Origin of the sequence: Streptomyces sp. NPDC058773, assembly GCF_042746015.1 — a bacterium.
Classification (GTDB): Bacteria; Actinomycetota; Actinomycetes; order Streptomycetales; family Streptomycetaceae; genus Streptomyces.
The window spans coordinates 55,808-79,280 of sequence record NZ_JBHYPE010000032.1; the positions used below are offsets into that span (position 1 = coordinate 55,808).

The 23,473-nt window shown below is 69.8% G+C and carries 24 protein-coding genes; 20 read left to right on the plus strand and 4 right to left on the minus strand.

Annotated elements, in window-relative coordinates:
* The first annotated feature begins 4 nt into the window (after positions 1–4).
* The 19 genes from rho to ACFW5B_RS25155 all read left to right on the plus strand — a co-directional run bounded on the left by rho (position 5) and on the right by ACFW5B_RS25155 (position 19,316).
* Positions 5–2,041, plus strand: coding sequence for a transcription termination factor Rho (rho, locus tag ACFW5B_RS25065; protein ID WP_386443684.1), 2,037 nt, complete (start codon positions 5–7; stop codon positions 2,039–2,041).
* A 391-nt stretch (positions 2,042–2,432) separates the two neighbouring features.
* Positions 2,433–3,557 (plus strand): LCP family protein, encoded by a 1,125-nt coding sequence (locus tag ACFW5B_RS25070; RefSeq protein ID WP_386443687.1) that lies wholly within the window; start codon positions 2,433–2,435, stop codon positions 3,555–3,557.
* Between the two features lie 176 nt (positions 3,558–3,733).
* Complete coding sequence (gene rpmE, locus ACFW5B_RS25075) at positions 3,734–3,955, plus strand: 50S ribosomal protein L31 (RefSeq protein WP_085922923.1); 222 nt, start codon at positions 3,734–3,736, stop codon at positions 3,953–3,955.
* Positions 3,956–4,123: 168 nt separating this feature from the next.
* Positions 4,124–5,203 carry a peptide chain release factor 1 gene (prfA, locus tag ACFW5B_RS25080; RefSeq protein WP_386443692.1) on the plus strand — a complete coding sequence of 360 codons (1,080 nt, stop codon included), beginning with the start codon at positions 4,124–4,126 and terminating at the stop codon, positions 5,201–5,203.
* Between the two features lie 79 nt (positions 5,204–5,282).
* Complete coding sequence (gene prmC / locus ACFW5B_RS25085) at positions 5,283–6,128, plus strand: peptide chain release factor N(5)-glutamine methyltransferase (protein ID WP_386443695.1); 846 nt, start codon at positions 5,283–5,285, stop codon at positions 6,126–6,128.
* A 70-nt stretch (positions 6,129–6,198) separates the two neighbouring features.
* Positions 6,199–6,846, plus strand: a complete 648-nt coding sequence (locus ACFW5B_RS25090; RefSeq protein ID WP_386443698.1) for an L-threonylcarbamoyladenylate synthase — start codon at positions 6,199–6,201, stop codon at positions 6,844–6,846.
* Positions 6,846–7,520 (plus strand): protein-tyrosine-phosphatase, encoded by a 675-nt coding sequence (locus ACFW5B_RS25095; protein ID WP_386443701.1) that lies wholly within the window; start codon positions 6,846–6,848, stop codon positions 7,518–7,520. Before ACFW5B_RS25090 ends, ACFW5B_RS25095 begins: the two co-directional genes overlap by 1 nt.
* Positions 7,521–7,635: 115 nt before the next feature.
* Positions 7,636–9,024, plus strand: a complete 1,389-nt coding sequence (gene glyA, locus ACFW5B_RS25100; protein ID WP_386443704.1) for a serine hydroxymethyltransferase — start codon at positions 7,636–7,638, stop codon at positions 9,022–9,024.
* Positions 9,025–9,123: 99 nt separating this feature from the next.
* Complete coding sequence (locus ACFW5B_RS25105; protein ID WP_386443706.1) at positions 9,124–10,479, plus strand: MraY family glycosyltransferase; 1,356 nt, start codon at positions 9,124–9,126, stop codon at positions 10,477–10,479.
* A gap of 289 nt (positions 10,480–10,768) precedes the next feature.
* Positions 10,769–11,206 (plus strand): hypothetical protein, encoded by a 438-nt coding sequence (locus ACFW5B_RS25110; protein WP_386443709.1) that lies wholly within the window; start codon positions 10,769–10,771, stop codon positions 11,204–11,206.
* Between the two features lie 279 nt (positions 11,207–11,485).
* Positions 11,486–12,280 (plus strand): F0F1 ATP synthase subunit A, encoded by a 795-nt coding sequence (atpB, locus tag ACFW5B_RS25115; RefSeq protein WP_386443769.1) that lies wholly within the window; start codon positions 11,486–11,488, stop codon positions 12,278–12,280.
* A gap of 77 nt (positions 12,281–12,357) precedes the next feature.
* Positions 12,358–12,609: an ATP synthase F0 subunit C gene (gene atpE, locus ACFW5B_RS25120; protein WP_030414140.1), complete on the plus strand. Its 252-nt coding sequence runs from the start codon at positions 12,358–12,360 to the stop codon at positions 12,607–12,609.
* A 40-nt stretch (positions 12,610–12,649) separates the two neighbouring features.
* Positions 12,650–13,219, plus strand: coding sequence for a F0F1 ATP synthase subunit B (locus ACFW5B_RS25125; RefSeq protein ID WP_336050207.1), 570 nt, complete (start codon positions 12,650–12,652; stop codon positions 13,217–13,219).
* Positions 13,216–14,031 carry a F0F1 ATP synthase subunit delta gene (locus tag ACFW5B_RS25130; RefSeq protein ID WP_386443714.1) on the plus strand — a complete coding sequence of 272 codons (816 nt, stop codon included), beginning with the start codon at positions 13,216–13,218 and terminating at the stop codon, positions 14,029–14,031. Before ACFW5B_RS25125 ends, ACFW5B_RS25130 begins: the two co-directional genes overlap by 4 nt.
* A 213-nt stretch (positions 14,032–14,244) precedes the next feature.
* The gene (atpA, locus tag ACFW5B_RS25135) at positions 14,245–15,837 is read left to right on the plus strand and encodes a F0F1 ATP synthase subunit alpha (RefSeq protein ID WP_361325230.1); all 1,593 of its coding nucleotides are present in this window, start codon (positions 14,245–14,247) and stop codon (positions 15,835–15,837) included.
* Positions 15,838–15,857: 20 nt separating this feature from the next.
* Positions 15,858–16,778: a F0F1 ATP synthase subunit gamma gene (locus tag ACFW5B_RS25140; protein ID WP_386443717.1), complete on the plus strand. Its 921-nt coding sequence runs from the start codon at positions 15,858–15,860 to the stop codon at positions 16,776–16,778.
* A gap of 5 nt (positions 16,779–16,783) precedes the next feature.
* Positions 16,784–18,226, plus strand: coding sequence for a F0F1 ATP synthase subunit beta (gene atpD / locus ACFW5B_RS25145; protein WP_386443720.1), 1,443 nt, complete (start codon positions 16,784–16,786; stop codon positions 18,224–18,226).
* A 108-nt stretch (positions 18,227–18,334) separates the two neighbouring features.
* Positions 18,335–18,718, plus strand: coding sequence for a F0F1 ATP synthase subunit epsilon (locus tag ACFW5B_RS25150; protein ID WP_030065547.1), 384 nt, complete (start codon positions 18,335–18,337; stop codon positions 18,716–18,718).
* A 148-nt stretch (positions 18,719–18,866) separates the two neighbouring features.
* Positions 18,867–19,316, plus strand: coding sequence for a DUF2550 domain-containing protein (locus ACFW5B_RS25155; RefSeq protein ID WP_386443724.1), 450 nt, complete (start codon positions 18,867–18,869; stop codon positions 19,314–19,316).
* A gap of 197 nt (positions 19,317–19,513) precedes the next feature.
* Here the strand turns inward: ACFW5B_RS25155 and ACFW5B_RS25160 are convergent, their stop codons facing one another.
* Positions 19,514–20,209, minus strand: coding sequence for a response regulator (locus ACFW5B_RS25160; RefSeq protein WP_386443727.1), 696 nt, complete (start codon positions 20,207–20,209; stop codon positions 19,514–19,516).
* A 434-nt stretch (positions 20,210–20,643) separates the two neighbouring features.
* Here ACFW5B_RS25160 and ACFW5B_RS25165 point away from each other — a divergent pair, with 434 nt between their 5' ends.
* On the plus strand, positions 20,644–21,234 hold the full coding sequence (locus tag ACFW5B_RS25165; RefSeq protein WP_386443771.1) for a hypothetical protein: 591 nt from the start codon (positions 20,644–20,646) through the stop codon (positions 21,232–21,234).
* Positions 21,235–21,291: 57 nt separating this feature from the next.
* Here the strand turns inward: ACFW5B_RS25165 and ACFW5B_RS25170 are convergent, their stop codons facing one another.
* Genes ACFW5B_RS25170 through ACFW5B_RS25180 form a run of 3 tightly spaced genes read right to left on the minus strand, consistent with a single transcriptional unit; the run spans position 21,292 to position 23,422 of the window.
* The gene (locus ACFW5B_RS25170; RefSeq protein ID WP_386443730.1) at positions 21,292–21,864 is read right to left on the minus strand and encodes a cob(I)yrinic acid a,c-diamide adenosyltransferase; all 573 of its coding nucleotides are present in this window, start codon (positions 21,862–21,864) and stop codon (positions 21,292–21,294) included.
* A 10-nt stretch (positions 21,865–21,874) separates the two neighbouring features.
* A complete protein-coding gene (locus ACFW5B_RS25175) occupies positions 21,875–22,630 on the minus strand; it encodes an ABC transporter permease (RefSeq protein ID WP_386443733.1) in 756 nt (251 codons plus the stop codon).
* A gap of 9 nt (positions 22,631–22,639) precedes the next feature.
* Entirely contained in the window at positions 22,640–23,422 is a 783-nt protein-coding gene (locus ACFW5B_RS25180) for an ABC transporter ATP-binding protein (protein ID WP_386443736.1), read from the minus strand.
* Between the last annotated feature and the right edge of the window lie 51 nt (positions 23,423–23,473).

A 23,473-nucleotide genomic window follows, 5' to 3' on the forward strand; every position in this document is an offset into this window, starting at 1 on the left:
CTTCGTGAGCGACACCACCGATCTGATGGGCGCGCGCACCGATGGCAGTGCCACCGCGCCCGCCACGGACGCTCCCGCCGCGCCTGCTACCACGCGGCGCCGCCGTTCCGGCACCGGCCTTGACGGCATGGTCCTGGCAGAGCTGCAGCAGGTCGCCTCCGGCCTCGGTATCAAGGGCACCGCGCGGATGCGCAAGAGCCAGCTGATCGAGGTCATCAAGGAGAAGCAGGCCGGGGGCTCGGGCTCCGCAGCCAAGGCCGACGCGCCTGCCGACACCGAGACCAAGCCCAAGCGCCGGGCGACCTCCAAGGCCCGTACCGGCGACGACGGTGCGGACGCGGCCGGCGGCAAGGCCGCCAAGTCCGACAAGGGCGCCAAGGCCGCCGACCAGGCCGGGGCCCAGCAGCAGATCGACATCCCCGGCCAGCCGGTCAGCGACGAGCAGCCGGCCGGTGAGCGCCGCCGGCGCCGCGCCACCGCCGCCGCGGGCAGCCCCGAGGCCGCCTCCGGCGACCTCAAGACCGACACCAAGGTCGAGGCGAAGACCGAGGTCAAGGCGGATGCCAAGACCGACACCGCGGTGTCCCCGCAGGAGACCGGCGAGGGCCGGCCCGGCAAGGGCGAGCGCCAGGACCGCGGCGACCGTCAGGACCGCGGCCAGAAGGGCGACCGTGGCGACCGCGGTGAGCGCGGTCAGCGTCAGCGGGACCGCCGCAAGGGCGACGCCGGTGACGGCGGCCAGGGCGGCCAGGGCGGCCAGCGTCAGCGCGACCGCCGCAACGATGATGACGACGACTTCGAGGGCGGACGCCGGGGCCGTCGCGGCCGCTACCGCGACCGCCGGGGCCGTCGCGGCGGCCGCGAGGACTTCGGCAACGAGCCGCAGGTCTCCGAGGACGACGTCCTGATCCCCGTCGCGGGCATCCTCGACATCCTCGACAACTACGCGTTCATCCGGACCTCCGGCTACCTGCCCGGCCCGAACGACGTCTACGTCTCCCTCGCCCAGGTCCGCAAGAACGGTCTGCGCAAGGGTGACCACGTCACCGGCGCGGTCCGCCAGCCCAAGGACGGCGAGCGGCGCGAGAAGTTCAACGCGCTGGTCCGCCTCGACACGGTCAACAGCGTGGCGCCCGAACAGGGCCGCGGGCGGCCGGAGTTCGGGAAGCTGACGCCTCTTTACCCGCAGGAGCGACTGCGCCTGGAGGGTGAGTCGGGCGGTCTGACGACCCGGATCATCGACCTGGTCACGCCGATCGGCAAGGGCCAGCGCGGGCTGATCGTGGCCCCGCCGAAGACCGGCAAGACCATGATCATGCAGGCGATCGCCAACTCGATCACCCGCAACAACCCCGAGTGCCACCTGATGGTCGTCCTCGTCGACGAGCGTCCCGAAGAGGTCACCGACATGCAGCGGTCGGTGAAGGGCGAGGTCATCTCCTCGACCTTCGACCGCCCGGCCGAGGACCACACCACCGTCGCCGAGCTGGCCATCGAGCGCGCCAAGCGCCTCGTCGAGCTGGGTCACGACGTGGTCGTCCTGCTGGACTCGATCACCCGCCTGGGCCGTGCGTACAACCTGGCCGCCCCGGCCTCCGGCCGCATCCTGTCCGGTGGTGTCGACTCCACCGCGCTCTACCCGCCGAAGCGCTTCTTCGGTGCCGCGCGGAACATCGAGGACGGCGGTTCGCTGACCATCCTGGCCACCGCGCTGGTCGAGACCGGCTCGCGGATGGACGAGGTGATCTTCGAGGAGTTCAAGGGCACCGGCAACCTGGAGCTCAAGCTCGACCGCAAGCTCTCCGACAAGCGCATCTTCCCGGCGGTGGACGTGGACGCGTCCAGCACCCGTAAGGAAGAGATCCTCATGGGCAGCGACGAGCTCGCCATCGTGTGGAAGCTGCGCCGGGTGCTGCACGCCCTGGACCAGCAGCAGGCCATCGAGCTGCTGCTGGACAAGATGAAGCAGACGAAGTCCAACGCGGAGTTCCTGCTGCAGATCCAGAAGACGACGCCGACCGCGGGCAACGGCAACGACTGACGCCCCAGGGGCGCGCTTCTGGCGCCGTGCACCGAGCCCTCCTCGCCCTCCCGGGTGAGGGGGGCTTCGTGCTGGGCATCCCGTAGGCACGGCCGCGGACGGTGATCTGTGACCTGCGCCGCGTCCCGCCGCCGCGCTTGAGACCTTCCGCACAGATCGGCTTCAAACCGCCCGGTTCCAGCCATGCCGGATAACGGGACGAAGGTCCAGGTGAGGAGGGCGAAGGCCCCGGGCCCGTCCGCCCGGCCGCCGCGGATTTCTAAGAAATCGCTCATGACTCGCTGTGCAACCCTTCCCCTCGACCTCCCGTCTGACAAGGAGCTACGGGCCGTGCCTGCACGCAGCCCGGCGGCGGCGAGGCGCAGCCGAGGAAACGAGGACTGAGGAGCAGATGGCGGACAGCAACGGCGAAGCGATAACGGCCGAAAGCCGCGCCCGCGCCCTACGTCCCACGGGACGCCGGCGCAAGGGACCGACCCGGCGCCGCCGAGTGGCGACCATCACTGTGTGCACGCTGACCAGTGTGGTTCTGCTCGGTGGTGCCGGACTCGGATACGTCTACTTCAAGCTCAACGGCAATCTGAAGGGCGTGGACATCAACGCCGCCCTCGGCCACGACCGGCCGAAAAACGTCGACGACGGCTCGATGGACATCCTCGTGATGGGCTCCGACTCGCGCGCCGGCAAGAACGGTGCGTACGGACGGGACGAGGGCGGCGCCCGTTCCGACACGGCGATGGTCGTGCACGTCTACAAGGGCCGCAAGAAGGCCAGCGTGGTCAGCATCCCCCGGGACACCATGATCGAGCGCCCCGACTGCTCCAAGGACGGCAAGGACGTCCCCGGCTCGGACCGGGCGATGTTCAACACCGCGTTCGAGGTCGGCGGCCCGGCCTGCGCCGTGAAGACCGTCGAGTCGATCAGCGGTATCCGGATGGACCACTTCGTCGAGGTCGACTTCACCGGCTTCAAGAAGCTCATCGACGCGCTGGGCGGTGTGCAGATCACCACCAGCAAGGCGATCGACGACAACAACAGCCACCTGCATCTGCAGCCCGGCACCCACACCCTGGACGGCGAGCACGCGCTCGGCCTCGTCCGCACCCGGCACGGCGTCCCCGGCGGCGACGGCAGCGACCTCGGCCGCATCCAGCTCCAGCAGACCTTCATCAAGGCCCTGATGAAGCAGGTCAAGAACGTCGGGCTGCTCACCAACCCCACCAAGCTCTACGACATCGCCGACACCGCCACCAAGGCCATCACCACCGACACCGACCTCAACTCGGTCAGCGAACTGACCGGCCTGGCCAAGAGCCTGGGCAACATCGGGGCGGAGAACATCAACATGGTGACGCTGCCGGTGACGTACGACGCCCAGGACCCCGACCGGGTGCTGCCGCTGACCAAGCAGAGCCGTCAGGTCTGGGACGCCCTCCGGCAGGACCAGGACATCCCCAAGTCCGCGATCAAGGGCTCGGCCGGTGACAAGGGCGGCACGGACACCTACGTGAAGTAGCCGGGGCGCCGCGGTCCCGGGGCTTTGGCGGGCCCCGGGACCGGCCGGGGAATAGCTGCGGCCGCACCCCGGTTTTGGGAGATACGGCTAGTCCTGGCAGACTGGACCGTCGGCCCCGGTTCACGTGACGCAACCCGCGACACGACCCGGTGCACTCCCGAACCTAGGAGAATCCCTTGAAGCGCGACATCCACCCGGAGTACGTCGAGACCCAGGTCAGCTGCACCTGTGGCGCGTCCTTCACCACCCGTAGCACGGTCGCCAGCGGCACGGTCCGCGCCGACATCTGCTCCGAGTGCCACCCGTTCTACACGGGCAAGCAGAAGATCATGGACACGGGCGGCCGCGTGGCCCGCTTCGAGGCCCGCTTCGGCAAGGGCGCCGCTGCCAAGAAGTAGCGACCCTCAAGGCGCCGGTCTCCGGTCGCCCCTGCTCAGGGGTGACCGGACCGGCGTTTTGTCGTCCTGGCCCTTGGCTCCCGTACGGGCGTCCCGGGGCCCCGCGGCGCAGTACCCGTCGCGCCCCGGTACCCCGGTCACCACAGCAGCCAGCAGAGGAACTCCACGATGTTCGAGGCGGTCGAAGAACTCACCGGCGAGCACGCCGATCTTGAGAAGCGGCTGGCCGATCCCGCGGTCCACGCCGACCAGCGCGAGGCCATGCGGCTCAACAAGCGCTACGCCGAGCTGACCCCGATCATCGCGACCTACCGCGCCTGGAAGCAGACCGGTGACGACATCGAGACCGCCCGCGAACTCGCCGCGGACGACCCGGACTTCGCCGAAGAGGTCAAGGAACTCGACGCCCACCGCGAGGAGCTGACCGAGAAGCTGCGGCTGCTGCTGGTCCCGCGCGACCCCAGCGACGACAAGGACGTCATCCTCGAGGTCAAGGCCGGTGAGGGCGGCGAGGAGTCCGCGCTGTTCGCCGGCGACCTGCTGCGGATGTATCTGCGCTACGCCGAGCGGGTCGGCTGGAAGACCGAGATCCTCGACGCCAACGAGTCCGACCTCGGCGGCTACAAGGACGTCCAGGTCGCCGTGAAGACCAAGGGCGGGGGCGGCGCCACCGAGCCCGGACAGGGCGTCTGGGCGCGGCTGAAGTACGAGGGCGGGGTGCACCGCGTCCAGCGGGTGCCCGCCACCGAGTCGCAGGGCCGCATCCACACCTCCGCGGCCGGCGTGCTGGTCACGCCCGAGGCCGAGGAGGTCGAGGTGGAGATCGTCGCCAACGACCTGCGGATCGACGTCTACCGCTCCTCCGGCCCCGGCGGCCAGTCCGTCAACACCACCGACTCCGCGGTCCGCATCACGCACCTGCCCACCGGCATCGTCGTCTCCTGCCAGAACGAGAAGAGCCAGCTCCAGAACAAGGAGCAGGCGATGCGCATCCTGCGCTCCCGGCTGCTGGCCGCCGCCCAGGAGGAGGCCGAGCGCGAGGCGTCCGACGCCCGGCGCAGCCAGGTCCGTACGGTCGACCGCTCCGAGCGCATCCGGACGTACAACTTCCCGGAAAACCGCATCTCCGACCACCGGGTCGGCTTCAAGGCGTACAACTTGGACCAGGTCCTCGACGGCGAACTCGACCCGGTCATCCAGGCCTGCGTCGACGCCGACTCGGCCGCCAAGCTCGCCGCCGCCCAGTAGTCCCGCACCCCCCGGCACCCCCGGCCGGCCGACGCGAACCCCGCACCATGAAGACGCAGCGCACTAGGAGGAAGGCCCCGTGAACCTTCTGCTCGCCGAGGTGGCCCAGGCCACCCAGCGGCTGGCCGACGCCGGTGTGCCCTCGCCGCGCTTCGACGCCGAGGAGCTCGCGGCGTTCGTGCACGGCGTCAAACGGGGTGCGCTGCACCACGTCAAGGACGCGGACTTCGACGCCCGCTACTGGGAGGCCGTCGCCCGCCGCGAGGCCCGTGAGCCGCTCCAGCACATCACCGGCCGGGCGTTCTTCCGCTACCTCGAACTCGCCGTCGGCCCGGGGGTGTTCGTGCCCCGCCCGGAGACCGAGTCGGTGGTCGGCTGGGCGATAGACGCGGTGCGGGCCATGGACGTCGTCGAGCCGCTGATCGTCGACCTGTGCACCGGCTCCGGGGCGATCGCCCTCGCCCTGGCGCAGGAGGTGCCCCGCTCGCGGGTGCACGCCGTCGAGCTGTCCGAAGAGGCGTTGGACTACGCCCGCAAGAACGTCGAGGGGTCCCGCGTCGTTCTCCATCACGGCGACGCGCTGACCGCGCTTCCCGAACTGGACGGGCAGGTCGACCTGGTCGTCTCCAACCCGCCGTACATCCCGCTGACCGAGTGGGAGTACGTCGCCCCCGAGGCACGCGACCACGACCCCGAGCTCGCGCTGTTCTCGGGTCAGGACGGCCTGGACACCATCCGGGGCATCGAGCGGACCGCACACCGTCTGCTGCGGCCCGGCGGTGTGGTCGTCATCGAGCATGCCGACACCCAGGGCGGGCAGGTGCCGTGGATCTTCACCGAGGAGCGGGGCTGGGCCGATGCGGCCGATCACCCGGACCTCAACAACAGGCCCCGTTTCGCCACCGCGCGCCGGGCGACGCCATGACGTGGCCCGCTTCGGCGCCTGATGCAGCCGATGCATCCGAAGTATTCGTTTCGCACGAGGAGGTCCCGTAATGGCACGGCGATACGACTGCAGCGACGCGACCGACCGCACCACCGGTCTGCGCGAGGCCGCCTCGGCCGTCCGCCGCGGTGAGCTGGTCGTGCTGCCGACCGACACCGTCTACGGCATCGGCGCGGACGCCTTCAGCGCCGAGGCCGTCGGCGACCTGCTGGAGGCCAAGGGCCGCGGCCGCGGTATGCCCTCCCCGGTCCTCGTCGGGTCCCCCAACACCCTGCACGGCCTGGTCACCGACTTCTCCGAGCAGGCCTGGGAGCTGGTCGACGCCTTCTGGCCCGGCGCGCTCACCCTCGTCGCCAAGCACCAGCCGTCGCTGACCTGGGACCTGGGCGAGACCCGCGGCACGGTCGCGGTACGGATGCCGCTGCACCCCGTCGCGATCGAGCTGCTCACCGAGTTCGGCCCGATGGCCGTCTCCAGCGCCAACCTCACCGGCCACCCGTCCCCGCAGGACTGCGACGCCGCACAGGAGATGCTGGGCGATTCGGTCTCCGTCTACCTGGACGGCGGCCCGACGCCCGCCGCCGTGCCGTCCTCGATCGTCGATGTCACCGGCCGGATCCCGGTGCTGCTGCGCGAGGGCGCGATCGGCGCGGAGGAGCTGCGCAAGGTGGTACCCGAGCTCGAGGTGGCCAATTGATGCCGCCCCTGGGGCGTGGCATAGCGGGACCAGGCGACGACACCCCGGTACCTCCGCCGTCCCCTTTTCGGATTCTCCACGTCAGCACCGGCAACGTCTGCCGCTCGCCGATCACCGAGCGGCTGCACCGCCATGCCCTGGAGCTGCGGCTCGGTGCGGCGCGCAGCGGCGGGCTGCTCGTGGAGAGCGCCGGAACGTGGGGCCACGAAGGCGCCCCGATGGAGACGCACGCCGCCACGGTGCTCGCCGACTACGGCGCCGACCCGGCCGGCTTCCTCGGCCGTGAGCTGCTCGACGAGCACGTCATCCGCGCCGACCTGGTGCTCACCGCCACCCGCGACCACCGGGCCCAGGTCATCTCGATGGGCCACTCGGCGGGTCTGCGCACCTTCACGTTGAAGGAGTTCAACCGGCTGGTACGGGCCATAGATCCGGCCACGCTGCCCGAGCCCGATCCGGACCTGCCGGACGGCGGGCTGGTCGAGCGCGCCCGCGCGCTGGTCGGCGCCGCCGCTGCGCTGCGCGGCTGGCTGCTGGCGCCCAACCCGGAGTCCGACGAGGTCTACGACCCCTACGGCGCCCCCATCACCTTCTTCCGCTCCATCGGCGACGAGATCAACCAGGCGCTCGACCCGGTCGTCACCGCCCTCACAGGGGTCCCGGCGCGGGCCTGAGACCCCGGGCCCCGGACGTCGCATCCGGGGCCCCCGAGCGGCCCGCACACCGCGCCCGATCGCCCTGCCGCGCCTACATTGGGACTACGTCCCCGTACGAGGCCCGGAGCAAGCGATGCCTGCCACCACCGCGTCACCCCGTAGCGAGACCCCGGACACCCGTCCCCAGGCCACCGCGCCGGCCGCCGGCGCCGGGACGGCCGCGACCGTCGAGGACCGGGCGCGGGCCGCCCGTGAGGCCGGCACCCGGCCGGCCGGCTCCCCGGACTTCGCCGCGCTGCTGCGCCAGGACCCGGAGATCGCCGGCGTCCTGCTCGGGGAGAGCGCCCGGCAGAGTGACGGGCTGCAGCTCATCGCCGCGGAGAACTTCACCTCACCGGCCGTCCTGGCCGCCCTCGGCTCCCCGCTGGGCAACAAATACGCCGAGGGCTATCCGGGCGCCCGGCACCACGGCGGCTGCGAGATCGTCGACCTCGCCGAGCGGATCGCGGTGGAGCGCGCCAAGGCCCTCTTCGGTGCCGAACACGCCAACGTCCAGGCCCACTCCGGGTCTTCGGCCGTCCTGGCCGCCTACGCCGCCCTGCTGCGCCCCGGGGACACCGTCCTGGCGATGTCCCTCCCGCACGGCGGACACCTCACCCACGGCTCGCCGGCCAACTTCTCCGGCCGCTGGTTCGACTTCGCCGGCTACGGCGTCGACGAGGAGACCGGCCTCCTCGACTACGACGCGATCCGCGAGCTGGCCCGCGCCCGCCGCCCCAAGGCCATCGTCTGCGGCTCGATCTCCTACCCCCGGCACCTCGACTACGCCGCCTTCCGTGACATCGCCGACGAGACCGGCGCCTACCTGATCGCGGATGTCGCCCACCCCCTCGGGCTGATCGCCGGGGGAGCGGCGCCCAGCCCCGTCCCGTACGCCGACGTGGTGTGCGGAACCACACACAAGGTGCTGCGCGGGCCGCGCGGCGGGCTGATCCTGTGCGGCGCGCAGCTGGCCGAGCGGATCGACCGCGCGGTGTTCCCCTTCACCCAGGGGGGCGCGCAGATGAATGCCGTCGCCGCCAAGGCCGTGGCCTTCGCGGAGGCCGCCACGCCCGCCTTCGGCGCGTACGCCCATCAGGTCACGGCCAATGCCCGCGCGCTCGCCGAGGCGCTCGCCGGCCACGGTCTGACGATCACCACCGGCGGTACCGACACCCATCTGATCACCGCGGATACGGCCCCGCTCGGCCTGGACGCACGCAGCGCCCGGGGCCGGCTGGCCGCCGCCGGCATCGTGCTGGACACCTGCGCACTGCCGTGTGCCGAGACCCCCGACGTCCTCGCGGCCCGCCGGACCGGCATCCGGCTGGGCACCGCCGCGGTGACCACCCAGGGCATGGGCGAGACGGAGATGAAGGCGGTCGCCGAGCTGATCGTGGCGGCGCTGGAGGAGGACGGCGCGGTCCGTTCCCGCACCGTCGCTTTGGTCCACGGCTTTCCGCCTTATCCCGATCACGGATGACGGCGGGAACCATCCGCTGACACCAGGCGTCTATTCCTGTATTCACGGCCAGGGGGCGGACACGCATAGGGTGTGGGGCTGTGATGGCCAGCTATACCAATGGGGCAGCCCGTGCGTGAATACCTGCTGACGCTGTGCGTCACGGCCGCGGTGACCTACCTGCTGACCGGCCCGGTGCGGAAGTTCGCGATCGCGGCCGGTGCGATGCCGGAGATCCGTGCGCGTGACGTACACCGCGAGCCGACGCCACGACTCGGCGGCATCGCGATGTTCGGCGGGCTGTGTGCCGGTCTGCTGGTCGCCTCGCATCTGACCAACCTCAAGAGTGTCTTCGAGAGCTCCAACGAGCCCCGGGCGCTGCTCTCCGGCGCCGCGCTGATCTGGATTCTCGGCGTCCTGGACGACAAGTGGGGCGTGGACGCCCTGGTGAAGCTCGGCGGCCAGATGATCGCCGCGGGCGTGATGGTCCTCCAGGGCCTGACGATCCTCTGGATCCCGATCCCCGGTGTCGGCACGGTCTCCCTCACCCCGATGCAGGGCACGCTGCTGACCGTGGCCCTCGTCGTGATCACCATCAACGCGGTGAACTTCGTGGACGGCCTGGACGGACTCGCCTCCGGCATGGTGTGCATCGCGGCCGCGGCGTTCTTCATGTACGCGTACCGGATGTGGTTCGGCTATGGCATCGAGGCGGCCGCGCCCGCAACGCTGTTCTCGGTCGTTCTGATGGGCATGTGCCTCGGCTTCCTGCCGCACAACATGCACCCGGCGCGGATCTTCATGGGCGACTCGGGCTCGATGCTGATCGGCCTGGTCATGGCCGCGGGCGCGGTCTCGGTGACCGGCCAGGTCGACCCGGACCTGCTCAACGTCAAGGCGGGCGGTCTGCGCGAGGCGACCCACGCGATGGTGCCGGTCTACATCCCGCTGCTGCTGCCGCTGACGATCATCGCGGTGCCGGTCGCCGACCTGATCCTGGCGATCGTGCGGCGTACGTGGAAGGGCCAGTCGCCGTTCGCCGCCGACCGCGGCCATCTGCACCACCGGCTGCTGGAAATCGGCCATTCGCACAGCCGCGCGGTGCTGATCATGTACTTCTGGTCGGCGCTGATCGCCTTCGGCGCCGTCGCCTACTCCGCGAACAACGCCAGCATGTGGATCGTGCTCGGCATCGTGCTGCTGAGCGCGGTGGGCCTGGTGCTGCTCCTGCTGCCGCGCTTCACGCCGCGGGCGCCGCTCTGGGCGGAGTGGATGGTGCCGCCGCGCTACCGGCGGGTGGCCCCCGCGACGGCGTCGGCCGGGACGGCGGACGCGGCGGACGCAGCGGCGGCCGGCGAGCACGACGTTGAGTCGGCGGAGGAGCGCGAACCGGTCCCCGCGGGTCTGCACGGCGCCACCGCGATCGGCGACCGTTCACGCTTCGTGGGGCGCCGGAAGGCGGACAGTCACCACTGATTCAGAGGTTCGATCGCCCGAACGCGCATCAGGAATCGGGACGGTTGACGCTATACCAGACATAACGCGGCTCGTCAGTGCACCAACGCGCACGTTCACGCTCAGGTGTGACAGGGTCCACACGAACCAGGTAAAGACCTCATCAAATAGTTTGTGATACCGTTCACGAAACCCGGCGACAGAGCCGAAGGGCCGTAGTGCGACTGTCCTTGGGCCGCAGGTTCCACCTCAGGCCGGGTCTACGCTCGTCCATGACGACACACCCCACATCTTTTGCCGGAGCGCCGCCATGCAGTCGAATGACGCCCGACTACTCCTTCACGCCGTTGTGCCCACCCTTGCCATCGGCGCTGTCGCCGTTGCCGTGAGCGGTGTGGTCGCGGGCGTGAAGGGAGTGATCGGCGCTGTCGTCGGCACGGTGCTGGTGGTGCTCGTGATGGGGGCCGGCCTGGCCGTCCTGCAGAAGACCGCGAGGAATCTTCCTCAGCTGTTCCAGATGATGGGACTGCTGCTCTACACGACGCAGATCCTGTTCGTGCTGGTCTTCCTGGTCGTGTTCAAGGACACAGCCCTCTTCGACACCAAGGCGTTTGCGTTCACATTGCTCGGCGCCACTCTCGTATGGATCGCGGCACAGACCCGCGGTCATATGAGGGCGAAGATTCTGTACGTGGAACCCGACTCCGCCGAGCAGAAGAAGGCGGAGACGGCGGGGTCGCCGACGTGACACGTAGGGCCGAGATAAATGCCCTCTTGCGGGCCTGCTATCGTCCGGTGCCAACTGCGGCACAGTTGGCGCGGGCGGCTGAGCTCCCGAGTTCCACTCGATGGAACGGGAAGTTCTCGCGGCCGATGCCTGTGATGTGGCCGGGCCAAGCGCCCGCCAGCCGCCCCCAAATCCGTAAGACCAGTCCAGTGCCGCTCCGTGGCTCAACGCCGCGCCGACACAACGAGGTTGCCGTACCCATGCGCCACGCTGAAGGAGCTCGCGGTGAGTGCTGAAACGATGCTCGCCTTCGAGACCGACTGCCACATCTTTTCCGGCTGTGGCTTCGAGGCCCCGGGCCTTCATTCGTTCGTCTTCGAACCCCTCTTCACCATCGGTGGCTACGAGTTCAACAAGCCGATGCTGCTGGCGTTCCTCAGCACGATCGTCGTGGTGTGGTTCTTCTGGGCGGCATTCGGCCGGGCCAAGGTCGTGCCCGGAAAGCTGCAGATGATCGGCGAGGCGGGCTACGACTTCGTGCGCCGCGGGCTCGTCTATGACGCGCTGGGGAAGAAGGAGGGCGACAAATATGTCCCCTTCATGGTCTCGCTGTTCTTCTTCGTGTGGGTCATGAACATCTGGTCCATCATCCCGGTGATGGCGTTCCCGGTGACGTCGGTCATCGCCTTCCCCGTGGGGCTCGCGGCGATGGTCTACATCCTGTGGGTCTACCTGACCTTCAAGAAGCACGGCTTCGTCGGCGGCTGGAAGAACATCACCGGCTATGACAAGTCGCTCGGCTGGGTCCTGCCGTTGATCGTCGTGATCGAGTTCCTTTCGAACATGATCATCCGGCCGTTCACCCACGCGGTCCGGCTCTTCGCGAACATGTTCGCGGGCCACCTGCTGATCCTGATGTTCACCATCGCCAGCTGGTACCTGCTGAACGGCATCGGCATCGTCTACGCCGGGGCCTCGTTCGCCATGACCCTCGCGATGACGGCTTTCGAGCTCTTCATCCAGGCCGTTCAGGCGTACGTCTTCGTCCTCCTGGCCTGCAACTACGTCCAGGGTGCGCTCGCCGAGAACCACTGAGCACCCCGTCTCCCAGCCCCAACAGCTGTCCGGTGGCCAACCCCCACCGGTCCGTGAAATGAGAAGGAAGTAACGGCATGTCCGCTGCTCTCGAGACCGTCAACCTCGCCTCCGCGACCGCCTTCACCGGCAGCGCCAGCGCGATCGGCTACGGCCTGGCCGCCATCGGCCCCGGCGTCGGCGTTGGCATCATCTTCGGTAACGGCACCCAGGCCCTGGCCCGTCAGCCCGAGGCTGCCGGCCTGATCCGCACCAACCAGATCATGGGTTTCGCCTTCTGTGAGGCGCTCGCCCTCATCGGCATCGTCATGGGCTTCGTTTTCAAGTAAACGAACCACATCGACATCCATTTAGACGGAAGGCATTGATGTGAACGCCCTGGGCTTCAACATGGCGGCGGAGGTTCCTGAGAACCCCCTGGTCCCGCCGATTCCAGAGCTGGTCATCGGCCTGATCGCCTTCTTCATCGTCTTCGGCTTCCTGGCCAAGAAGCTCCTCCCGAACATCAACAAGGTTCTGGAAGAGCGCCGGACGCTCATCGAAGGCCGCATGGAGGAAGCCGAGGCGAATCAGGCCGAGGCTCAGCAGGTGCTCGCGGACTACCGGGCACAGCTCGCCGACGCCCGCCACGAGGCCGCGCGTCTGCGCCAGGAGGCGCAGGAGCAGGGCGCGACGCTCATCGCTGAGATGCGCGCCGAGGGCCAGCGGCAGCGTGAGGAGATCATCGCTGCCGGTCACGCCCAGATCGAGGCGGACCGGAAGCAGGCCGCGCAGGCGCTGCGCCAGGACGTGGGCAAGCTCGCCGTCGACCTGGCCGGCAAGCTCGTCGGGGAGTCCCTCGAGGACCACGCCCGGCAGAGCCGGACCATCGACCGCTTCCTCGACGACGTCGAGGCCAAGGCGGCGTCGGACGCGACGAAGGCTGAGGCCGGACGATGAACGGAGCGAGCCGCGAGGCACTCGCCTCCGCACGCGAGCAGTTCAACGCGCTGACGGATGACACCTCCGTCGACGCCGCGAAGCTCGCCGAGGAGCTGGCTGCCGTCACCGCTCTGCTCGACCGCGAGGTGTCGCTGCGTCGGGTCCTGACCGACCCGGCGCAGGCCGCCGAGGCGCGTGCCGAACTGGCCGGACGGCTGCTCGGCAACAAGGTGGGCGGCCCGGCCGCCGACCTGGTGTCCGGCATGGTCCGCGCCCGCTGGTCGGGTTCGCGCGACCTGACGGACGCGCTCGAGGAGCTGGCCTACAGCGCCGATCTGGTCGCCGCGCAGCGGGCCGGTCAGCTCGACGACGTCGAGGACGAGCTCTTCCGGTTCGGCCGGATCGTCAGCTCCAACAGCGAGCTGCGCGGTGCGCTGACCGACCGGAACGCGACGGTCGCGGCCAAGACGGACCTGCTGAATGCGCTGCTGGGCGGCCGGGCCAACCCGGTCACCGAGCGCATCGTGATCCGTCTTGTCGTACAGCCGCGGGGCCGTAGCCTGGAAGCGGGGCTCGACGCCCTCTCCAAGCTGGCGGCGAGCCGCCGGGACCGGATGGTCGCGGTGGTCACCTCCGCGGTGCCCCTCACCGAAGGGCAGCGGCAGCGCCTGGGCGCTTCCCTGGCGCAGCTGTACGGACGGCAGGTCCACCTGAACCTCGACGTGGACCCCGAGGTCCTCGGCGGAGTCCAGGTCCGGATCGGCGACGAGGTCATCAACGGGACCATCGCGGAGCGCCTCGACGAGGCGGCCCGGCGGATGGCCGGCTGACCCAGCCACCAACTCAAGAGCTGCACAACCGGCGGCAGGCGCCGGACCAGCCGGCCGGACCACGAGGTCCGGCTGCGGTCCGGAGGAAGCCCCGGGGACCAGCACAAGCATGACGGCGGCCCGAGTTGGGCCGTAAGCGGAAACCCCCTGGGGGACAGCCCCCCAGACACCCGCAAGTAACTTCGGGCCCAACAAGGAGAGCAGGGAACCCAGATGGCGGAGCTCACGATCCGGCCGGAGGAGATCCGGGACGCGCTGGAGAACTTCGTCCAGGCGTACAAGCCGGACGCGGCCTCGCGCGAGGAGGTCGGCACGGTAAGCGAGGCCGGAGACGGCATCGCGAAGGTCGAGGGCCTTCCCTCGGCGATGGCGAACGAGCTGCTGAAGTTCGAGGACGGCACGCTCGGTCTTGCGCTGAACCTGGAAGAGCGCGAGATCGGTGCGGTTGTCCTCGGTGAGTTCAGCGGCATCGAGGAGGGCCAGCCGGTGCAGCGCACCGGTGAGGTGCTCTCGGTCGCCGTGGGCGAGGGCTACCTCGGCCGCGTCGTCGACCCGCTGGGCAACCCGATCGACGGCCTCGGCGAGATCGAGTCCGAGGGCCGCCGCGCCCTGGAGCTGCAGGCTCCGGGCGTCATGGTCCGTAAGTCGGTCCACGAGCCCATGGAGACCGGCTACAAGGCCGTCGACTCGATGGTGCCGATCGGCCGTGGCCAGCGTCAGCTGATCATCGGTGACCGCCAGACCGGCAAGACCGCCCTGGCCGTCGACACCATCATCAACCAGCGCGACAACTGGCGCTCGGGCGACCCGAAGAAGCAGGTCCGCTGCATCTACGTCGCCATCGGCCAGAAGGGCTCCACCATCGCGTCCGTGCGCGGTGCGCTGGAGGAGGCCGGCGCCCTGGAGTACACCACCATCGTCGCCGCCCCGGCGTCCGACCCGGCGGGCTTCAAGTACCTGGCGCCCTACACCGGCTCGGCCATCGGCCAGCACTGGATGTACCAGGGCAAGCACGTCCTGATCATCTTCGACGACCTCTCGAAGCAGGCCGACGCCTACCGCGCCGTGTCCCTGCTGCTGCGCCGTCCGCCGGGCCGTGAGGCCTACCCGGGCGACGTCTTCTACCTGCACTCGCGTCTGCTGGAGCGCTGCGCCAAGCTCTCCGACGAGATGGGTGCCGGCTCGATGACCGGCCTCCCGATCGTCGAGACCAAGGCGAACGACGTGTCGGCGTTCATCCCGACCAACGTCATCTCCATCACCGACGGCCAGTGCTTCCTGGAGTCGGACCTCTTCAACGCCAACCAGCGTCCGGCGCTGAACGTGGGTATCTCGGTCTCCCGCGTCGGTGGCTCGGCCCAGCACAAGGCCATGCGCCAGGTGTCCGGCCGACTCCGTGTCGACCTCGCCCAGTACCGCGAGCTGGAGGCGTTCGCCGCCTTCGGTTCCGACCTGGACGCGGCCTCCAAGGCTCAGCTGGAGCGCGGCAAGCGGATGACTGAGCTGCTCAAGCAGCCCCAGTACAGCCCGTACGCCACCGAGGACCAGGTCGTTTCCATCTGGGCCGGCACCAACGGCAAGATGGATGACGTCCCGGTCGAGGACATCCGCCGCTTCGAGCGGGAGCTCCTCGACCACCTCCACCGGGAGAAGAAGGACCTGCTGACCAGCATCCGCGAGGGCGCCAAGATGTCCGACGACACCATCGGCGCGATCGCCGAGGCCGTCGACGGCTTCAAGCGGCAGTTCGAGACCTCGGACGGCAAGCTGCTCGGCGAGGACGCCCCGGCCGGCACCAGCAAGTGACGACGGAAGGGACCTGATCCATGGGAGCCAAGCTCCGGGTCTACAAGCGTCGCATCCGCTCCGTCACCGCGACCAAGAAGATCACCAAGGCGATGGAGATGATCGCCGCCTCGCGCGTCGTCAAGGCGCAGCGCCAGGTGGCGGCGTCGACGCCGTACGCGAGTGAACTGACCCGCGCGGTGACAGCGGTTGCCACGGGCTCGAACACCCAGCACCCGCTGACGACGGAGGCGGAGCAGCCCTCGCGGGCCGCGCTGCTGCTCATCACGAGCGACCGCGGTCTGGCCGGCGGCTACTCCTCCAACGTCATCAAGGCCGCCGAGAAGCTCACCGAGCGCCTCAAGGCCGAGGGCAAGGAGGTCGACGCCTACATCGTCGGGCGCAAGGGTGTGTCGTACTACAGCTTCCGCGAGCGCAAGGTCGTGGAGTCGTGGACCGGCTTCACCGACAACCCGACGTACGCGGACGCCAAGGCGATCGCCGCACCGCTGATCGACGCTGTCCAGCAGGACACCGCCGAGGGCGGCGTGGACGAACTCCACATCGTCACCACCGAGTTCATCTCGATGATGACGCAGACGGCGATCGACGACCGGCTGCTGCCGCTGAGTCTCGACAAGGCGGTGGCGGAGTCCGAGGAGTCGGCCAAGGGCGAGATCCTTCCGCTGTTCGACTTCGAGCCGTCGGCCGAGGACGTCCTCGACGCCCTGCTTCCGCGGTATGTCGAGTCGCGGATCTACAACGCGCTCCTGCAGGCCGCCGCCTCCAAGCACGCCGCCACGCGTCGTGCGATGAAGTCGGCGACCGACAACGCAGAAGAGCTCATCAAGTCGCTCTCGCGGCTTGCCAACGCGGCCCGACAGGCCGAAATCACCCAGGAAATCAGCGAGATCGTCGGTGGCGCCAGTGCTCTGGCCGACGCGACCGCGGGGAGTGACTGACCACTATGACCACCACTGTTGAAACGGCCACGGCTACGGGCCGCGTCGCGCGGGTCATCGGCCCGGTCGTCGACGTGGAGTTCCCCGTCGACGCGATGCCGGACATCTACAACGCGCTGACCGTCGAGGTCGCCGACCCGGCCGAGGCCGGCGCCCTGAAGACCCTGACCCTCGAGGTCGCCCAGCACCTGGGTGAGGGCCTGGTCCGTGCCATCTCCATGCAGCCCACCGACGGTCTGGTCCGCCAGGCCGCGGTGACCGACACCGGCACCGGGATCACCGTCCCCGTCGGTGACATCACCAAGGGCAAGGTGTTCAACACCCTCGGTGAGATCCTGAACAAGCCGGAGGCGGCGTCCGAGGTCACCGAGCGCTGGGCGATCCACCGCAAGGCCCCGACCTTCGACCAGCTCGAGTCCAAGACCGAGATGTTCGAGACCGGCGTCAAGGTCATCGACCTGCTCACCCCGTACGTCAAGGGTGGAAAGATCGGTCTGTTCGGTGGTGCCGGTGTCGGCAAGACCGTTCTGATCCAGGAAATGATCTACCGCGTGGCCAACAACCACGACGGTGTGTCGGTGTTCGCCGGTGTCGGCGAGCGCACCCGTGAGGGCAACGACCTCATCGAGGAAATGACGGACTCCGGCGTCATCGACAAGACCGCGCTGGTCTTCGGTCAGATGGACGAGCCCCCGGGCACCCGTCTCCGCGTCGCCCTGGCCGGTCTGACCATGGCGGAGTACTTCCGCGATGTGCAGAAGCAGGACGTGCTCTTCTTCATCGACAACATCTTCCGGTACACCCAGGCGGGTTCCGAGGTGTCGACCCTGCTCGGCCGGATGCCCTCCGCGGTGGGTTACCAGCCGAACCTGGCCGACGAGATGGGTCTGCTGCAGGAGCGCATCACCTCGACCCGTGGTCACTCGATCACCTCGATGCAGGCGATCTACGTCCCCGCGGACGACCTGACCGACCCGGCGCCGGCGACCACCTTCGCCCACCTGGACGCGACCACCGTTCTGTCGCGCCCGATCTCGGAGAAGGGCATCTACCCGGCGGTCGACCCGCTGGACTCGACGTCCCGGATCCTGGACCCCCGCTACATCTCGCAGGGCCACTACGACTGCGCCTCGCGCGTCAAGACGATCCTGCAGAAGTACAAGGACCTCCAGGACATCATCGCGATTCTGGGTATCGACGAGCTGGGCGAGGAGGACAAGCTCACCGTCCACCGCGCCCGTCGTATCGAGCGGTTCCTGTCGCAGAACACCCACGTGGCGAAGCAGTTCACCGGTGTCGACGGTTCGGACGTCCCGCTGGACGAGTCCATCGCGGCGTTCAACGCGATCGCCGACGGTGACTACGACCACTTCCCCGAGCAGGCGTTCTTCATGTGCGGTGGCATCGAGGACCTGAAGGCCAATGCCAAGGAGCTGGGCGTCTCCTGACCCCGGCGCCGGTCCCGGGGGCGGCCCTGGCCGCCCCCGGCCCGTACGACCACTAGTATTTGACCCAACATCTGCCGAGCCAGGCAGGTGGAGACCCGAGGAGCCATCGTGGCTGAGCTGCACGTCGAGTTGGTCGCCGCCGACCGTCAGGTCTGGTCCGGCAAGGCCAGCCTGGTCGTCGCGCGCACCTCGTCGGGCGACATCGGCGTCATGCCCGGACACCAGCCGCTGCTCGGCGTGCTGCAGTCGGGCCCGGTGACGATTCGTACGACCGGGGAGAGCGGGGACGGCACCGTCGTCGCCGCTGTGCACGGCGGCTTCATCTCGTTCGCCGACAACAAGCTGTCTCTGCTCGCGGAGATCGCCGAGCTGTCGGACGAGATCGATGTCCAGCGCGCGGAGCGGGCACTGGAGCGAGCGAAGTCGGACGCTGACGCGGCCGCCGAGCGTCGCGCCGATGTCCGGCTGCGTGCGGTGACGGGCGTTCACTGAACCCCGCCGCCGGCGAGATCGATCCTCAGCCGCGGGCCGCCCGGAGTTGTCCGGAGCGACCCGCGGCTGAGGCAATGCAGGTGCGTGTCCGTCCTTCGCGCCCGACCAGCGCGGGGGGACCCCCATCGAGGCGAGGAGGTCGGTCGAGATGTTCCTCGCTCTGCTTGTGAGCGGCATCGTCGTGGTGCTGGTCCTGGTGCTGCTGGGACTGTTCGTCTTCGGACTGCGGCGGCGGCTCATCCAGCGGTCCGGCGGCACTTTCGACTGCAGCCTGCGCTGGAACGTCCCGGAGAACGAGACCGGCGGCAAGGGCTGGATCTACGGTGTGTCCCGCTACAACGGAGACCGGATCGAGTGGTTCCGGGTGTTCTCGTACGCGCCCCGGCCCCGCCACCTCCTGGAGCGCTCGGCCATCGAGGTCCTGGAGCGCCGTACGCCCCAGGGCGAGGAGGAACTGGCGCTGCTCTCCGACTCCCTCGTGCTGGCCTGCCGGCACCGCGGCACCCGTCTGGAACTGGCGATGAGCGAGGACGCACTGACCGGCTTCCTCGCCTGGCTGGAGGCGGCACCGCCCGGCCAGAGGGTCAATGTGGCGTGACGCGTGACGCGTGACGCGTGACGCGTGAAGCGTGTGGCGTGGGCGTGCGGCGGCGGGAATAGCTCCCGGCCCTGCTTCGTTGTGGCCCGCAAGGGGGCCCGGCATCCCCTACGGGACGCCGTCGGCCTCCACCTAGGGCTTCTCCCCACGGCCCGCCCCTAGGGTTGTCCGCCCCCAAGGCCCCGGCCCCGCCCCCTTTACGGCCCGTCCACTCCCAACTCCTGTGCCAGTACGGCCGCTTGTACCCGGCTGCGCAGGTCCAGTTTCGCCAGCAGCCGGCTGACATGGGTCTTCGCGGTGGCCTCCGCCATCGCCAGCCGTAGTGCGATGTCGGCGTTCGACAGCCCCCGCCCCAGGCATCCCAGTACTTCGCGCTCGCGAGGGGTCAGCGGGGCCAGGACCGTCCGGTCCGGTTCGGTGCCGGTCCGCGGCGGCCGTCCCGGCGGCCGTGGGCTCGCGAACTCCGCGATCAGCCGCCGGGTCACCGCCGGTGCGATCAGCCCCTCGCCGGACGCCACCGTGCGCACCGCGGTCAGCAGCTCGGCCGCCTCGCTGTCCTTGAGCAGAAAGCCCGCGGCCCCCGCCCGTAGCGCCCCGAAGACATATTCGTCGAGGTCGAAGGTGGTCAGCACCAGCACATCCGCCAGCCGCTCGGCGGCCACCCGGCGGGTGGCGGAGACCCCGTCGAGGCGGGGCATCTGGATGTCCATGAGGACGAGGTCGGGGCGCAGTTCGCGGGCGAGCCGGACCGCCTCCACGCCGTCCGCCGCCTCGCCGACGACCTCGATGTCGGGGGCGGAACGCAGGATGAGGACCAGGCCGGCCCGTACGGAGGACTGGTCCTCGGCGACCAGCACCCGGACCGGCGGTGTGCCGGCGGCTGTGTGCGTCATGTTTCCTCCCCTGCGGCGGGCCGCGCCGCTGTCGGGTACGCGGCGGACCCCGCGCGCCCTCCAGCCGTCCCCGGGGCCCGTAACGGCCCGTTCGTACGGCGCATTTCGGCCAGAACTCGCACCATGTGCTCCTGGATCATTTCCGTCCGGCTCCGGCCGTCCGGCTTCCGGGCCCCTTACGGAGCGCCGGGCGACCCTGCCGCGGGGGCGTGGCACGCGTGGATGCCGTCGCTGCGGCGCGGGACGAGGGGCCGACGGTCACCCCACCATCCAACACGGCGCCCGGACCCGTCGCCTCCCCGTACGGGGCATCCCCTACGGCCCGCGCTACATCGAAGGATGCAGCCGGGAATCGTCGCGGGTGACGAGGCACCGGCCGGTGGCCGCTGGAAGGCTGGAGCTGTCCGGTGGAAAGACTCGAAGGGGGAACAGCCGTGCTCGTCGCGCTGATCATTGCCTGCGAGGTCGGCTTCTGGGTACTCCTGGCGGTCGGCCTGGCACTGCGTTACCTGGTGCGGATGCCGCGCACCGGAGCGGCGGTGCTGCTGATGGAGCCGCTGCTGGAGCTGTTCCTGCTGATCTTCACGGCGGTCGACCTGAAGAACGGGGCGGCGGCGGACGGGAAGCACGGTCTGGCCGCCGTCTACATCGGCTTCACGGTCGGCTACGGCCACTACACGATCAAGTGGGTCGACGGGCACTTCGCGCACCGCTTCGCGGGCGGCCCGCGGCCGGTCAAACCGCCGCGCCACGGACTCGCCCGCGCCCGGCACGAGGGGAAGCTGTGGCTGCGCACGGTGGTGATGGCCGCGGTCGCCGCGGGGCTGTTGCAGCTCGCCGTCTGGTACGTCGGTGACGGCGGCGACACCCGCTCACTGCACGAGTGGCAGCTCACCGCGCTGCGGATCGTCGGCCTCCACGGGCTGATCGCGCTGAGCTACCTCGTCTGGCGCAAGAAGGAGCCGGCCCGGAGCACCGCCACCGAGGCGGAGACGGCCCGGCCGCCGGAGAAGACGCTCAGCTAGGACCGCTCCGGCCGGCCGGGGCGCCGCTCCGGCGGGACCGGCGCCCCGGCCCCCGGGTCAGCGTTCCCCGCCCGGTACCCAGAGCACGTCCCCGACCTCCTTGTTGGCCGTACGGGCCAGGATGAACAGGAGGTCGGAGAGGCGGTTGAGGTAGGTGGCGGTGAGCGGGTTCATCGTCTCGCCGTGCTCCTCGAAGGCTGCCCAGGTCGAGCGCTCGGCGCGGCGGACGACCGTGCAGGCCTGGTGCAGCAGCGCGGCGCCGGCCGTCCCGCCGGGCAGGATGAAGCTGCGCAGCTTCTCCAGCTCCGCCAGGAAGCGGTCGCAGTCGGCCTCCAGCTTGTCGATATAGCCCTGCTCGACGCGCAGCGGCGGGAACTCCGGGTTCTCCACCACCGGAGTCGACAGGTCCGCGCCGACATCGAACAGGTCGTTCTGCACCCGCAGCAGCACCGCGGCGACGTCCTCGGGCAGCGACCCGAGCGCCAGGGCCACACCGATCGCGGCATTGGCCTCGTTGGCGTCGGCGTACGCCGCGATCCGCGAGTCGGTCTTGGCGGTGCGGCTCATGTCGCCGAGGGCGGTGGTGCCCTTGTCGCCGGTGCGGGTGTAGATGCGCGTCAGATTCACCATACGGGCGAGCCTACGCCGCCGACCTGCGGAAGGCCCGGGTGCCGAAGGTCATGGACAGCGCGGTGAACGCCACCGCCACCACCACGCCGTAGAGCATGGCCGACGAGGAGTACGAACCGACGAAGCCCGCCCGCACCGCGTCCACGAGATAGCGGAACGGCATGAAGTGCGAGAGCACATCGAGCCACCTGGGCCCCAGCGCCATCGGCAGCATCAGACCGGACAGCAGCATCGAGGGCATCGTCAGGGAGTTGATGACCGGCCCGAACTCCTGCGGGGTGCGCACCTTCAGGGCCAGCGCGTACGACAGCGAGGCCAGCGACACGGTCAGCAGGGCGACGAACGCGAAGCCGATGAGGACGCCGGGCAGCGGCGCGCGCAGCCCCATGACCAGGGCGGCCAGCACCAGCAGCACCGCCTGGAAGACGAACAGCAGGGCGTCCCGCAGCACCCGCCCCAGCAGCAGCGCCAGCCGGCTCACCGGGGTCACCCGCATCCGTTCCACGACCCCGTACTGCTTCTCGACGATGATGCCGAAACCGCAGAACGAGGCCCCGAACAGGGCGAGTTGGAGCAGCAGGCCGGGGACCAGCACCTGCCAGGAGCTGCCCGACGAGGACAGTGGCAGATCGGTCAGCAGCGGACCGAAGAAGAGCAGATACAGCAGCGGCATCAGCACGCCGAAGAGCATCTGGAGTCTGGAGCGCAGCGTCTGGCGGGCGTACCGCCCGAAGACCAGCGCGGTGTCGGAGAGCAGGGCGGACAAGGAGAGCTCCTAGAGGGCGACGGGGGCCTGGTCCCGTGGTGCGGGGGCGGTGCCGGTGATGGCGAGGAAGGTGTCCTGGAGGGAGGCGTCGGGGGAGCCGGTATGGGCGCGCTTGAGGGCCTCAGGGGTGCCGTCGGCGACCACCACGCCCTTGTCGACGATCACCAGCCGGTCGGCCAGCGCATCGGCCTCGTCGAGGTAGTGGGTGGTCAGGAAGACGGTGGTGCCGTGTTCCGCGCGGATGCGGCGGACCAGCTCCCACAGGCCGGCGCGGCTGCCCGGGTCGAGCCCGGTGGTGGGCTCGTCGAGGAACAGCACCTCGGGGCGGTGGGTGAGACCCATCGCGATGTCCAGCCGGCGCCGCTGGCCGCCGGAGAGCGCGGCGGTCTTGCGGTCGAGCAGCCCGTCCAGGCCCAGGCCGGCGGCCAACTCCTCGGTACGGGCCAGGGCTTCGGCCTTGCCGAGGCGGTAGAGGCGGGCCTGGGTGACCAGCTCCTCCCGTACGGAGACGTTCGGGTCGACGCCGCCGGACTGGGCGACGTAACCGGTGGCGCGGCGCACGCCCGCCGGGTCGCGGACGAGGTCGCAGCCGGCCACGGTCGCGGTGCCGCCGGTGGGTGCGAGCAAGGTCGTGAGCATCCGCAAGGTGGTGGTCTTCCCGGCGCCGTTGGGGCCGAGGAAGCCGAGGATCTCGCCGCGTTCGGCGGTGAGGTCGATACCGCGTACGGCCTCGACGGGGCCGTTTCTGGTGGTGAAGGTCCGGGCGAGGCCGGACGCACTGAGGACTGGCATGTCCCCAGAAAAACAGAGGGACTTAAAAATTGCAACGTCCCCAAAATTGCA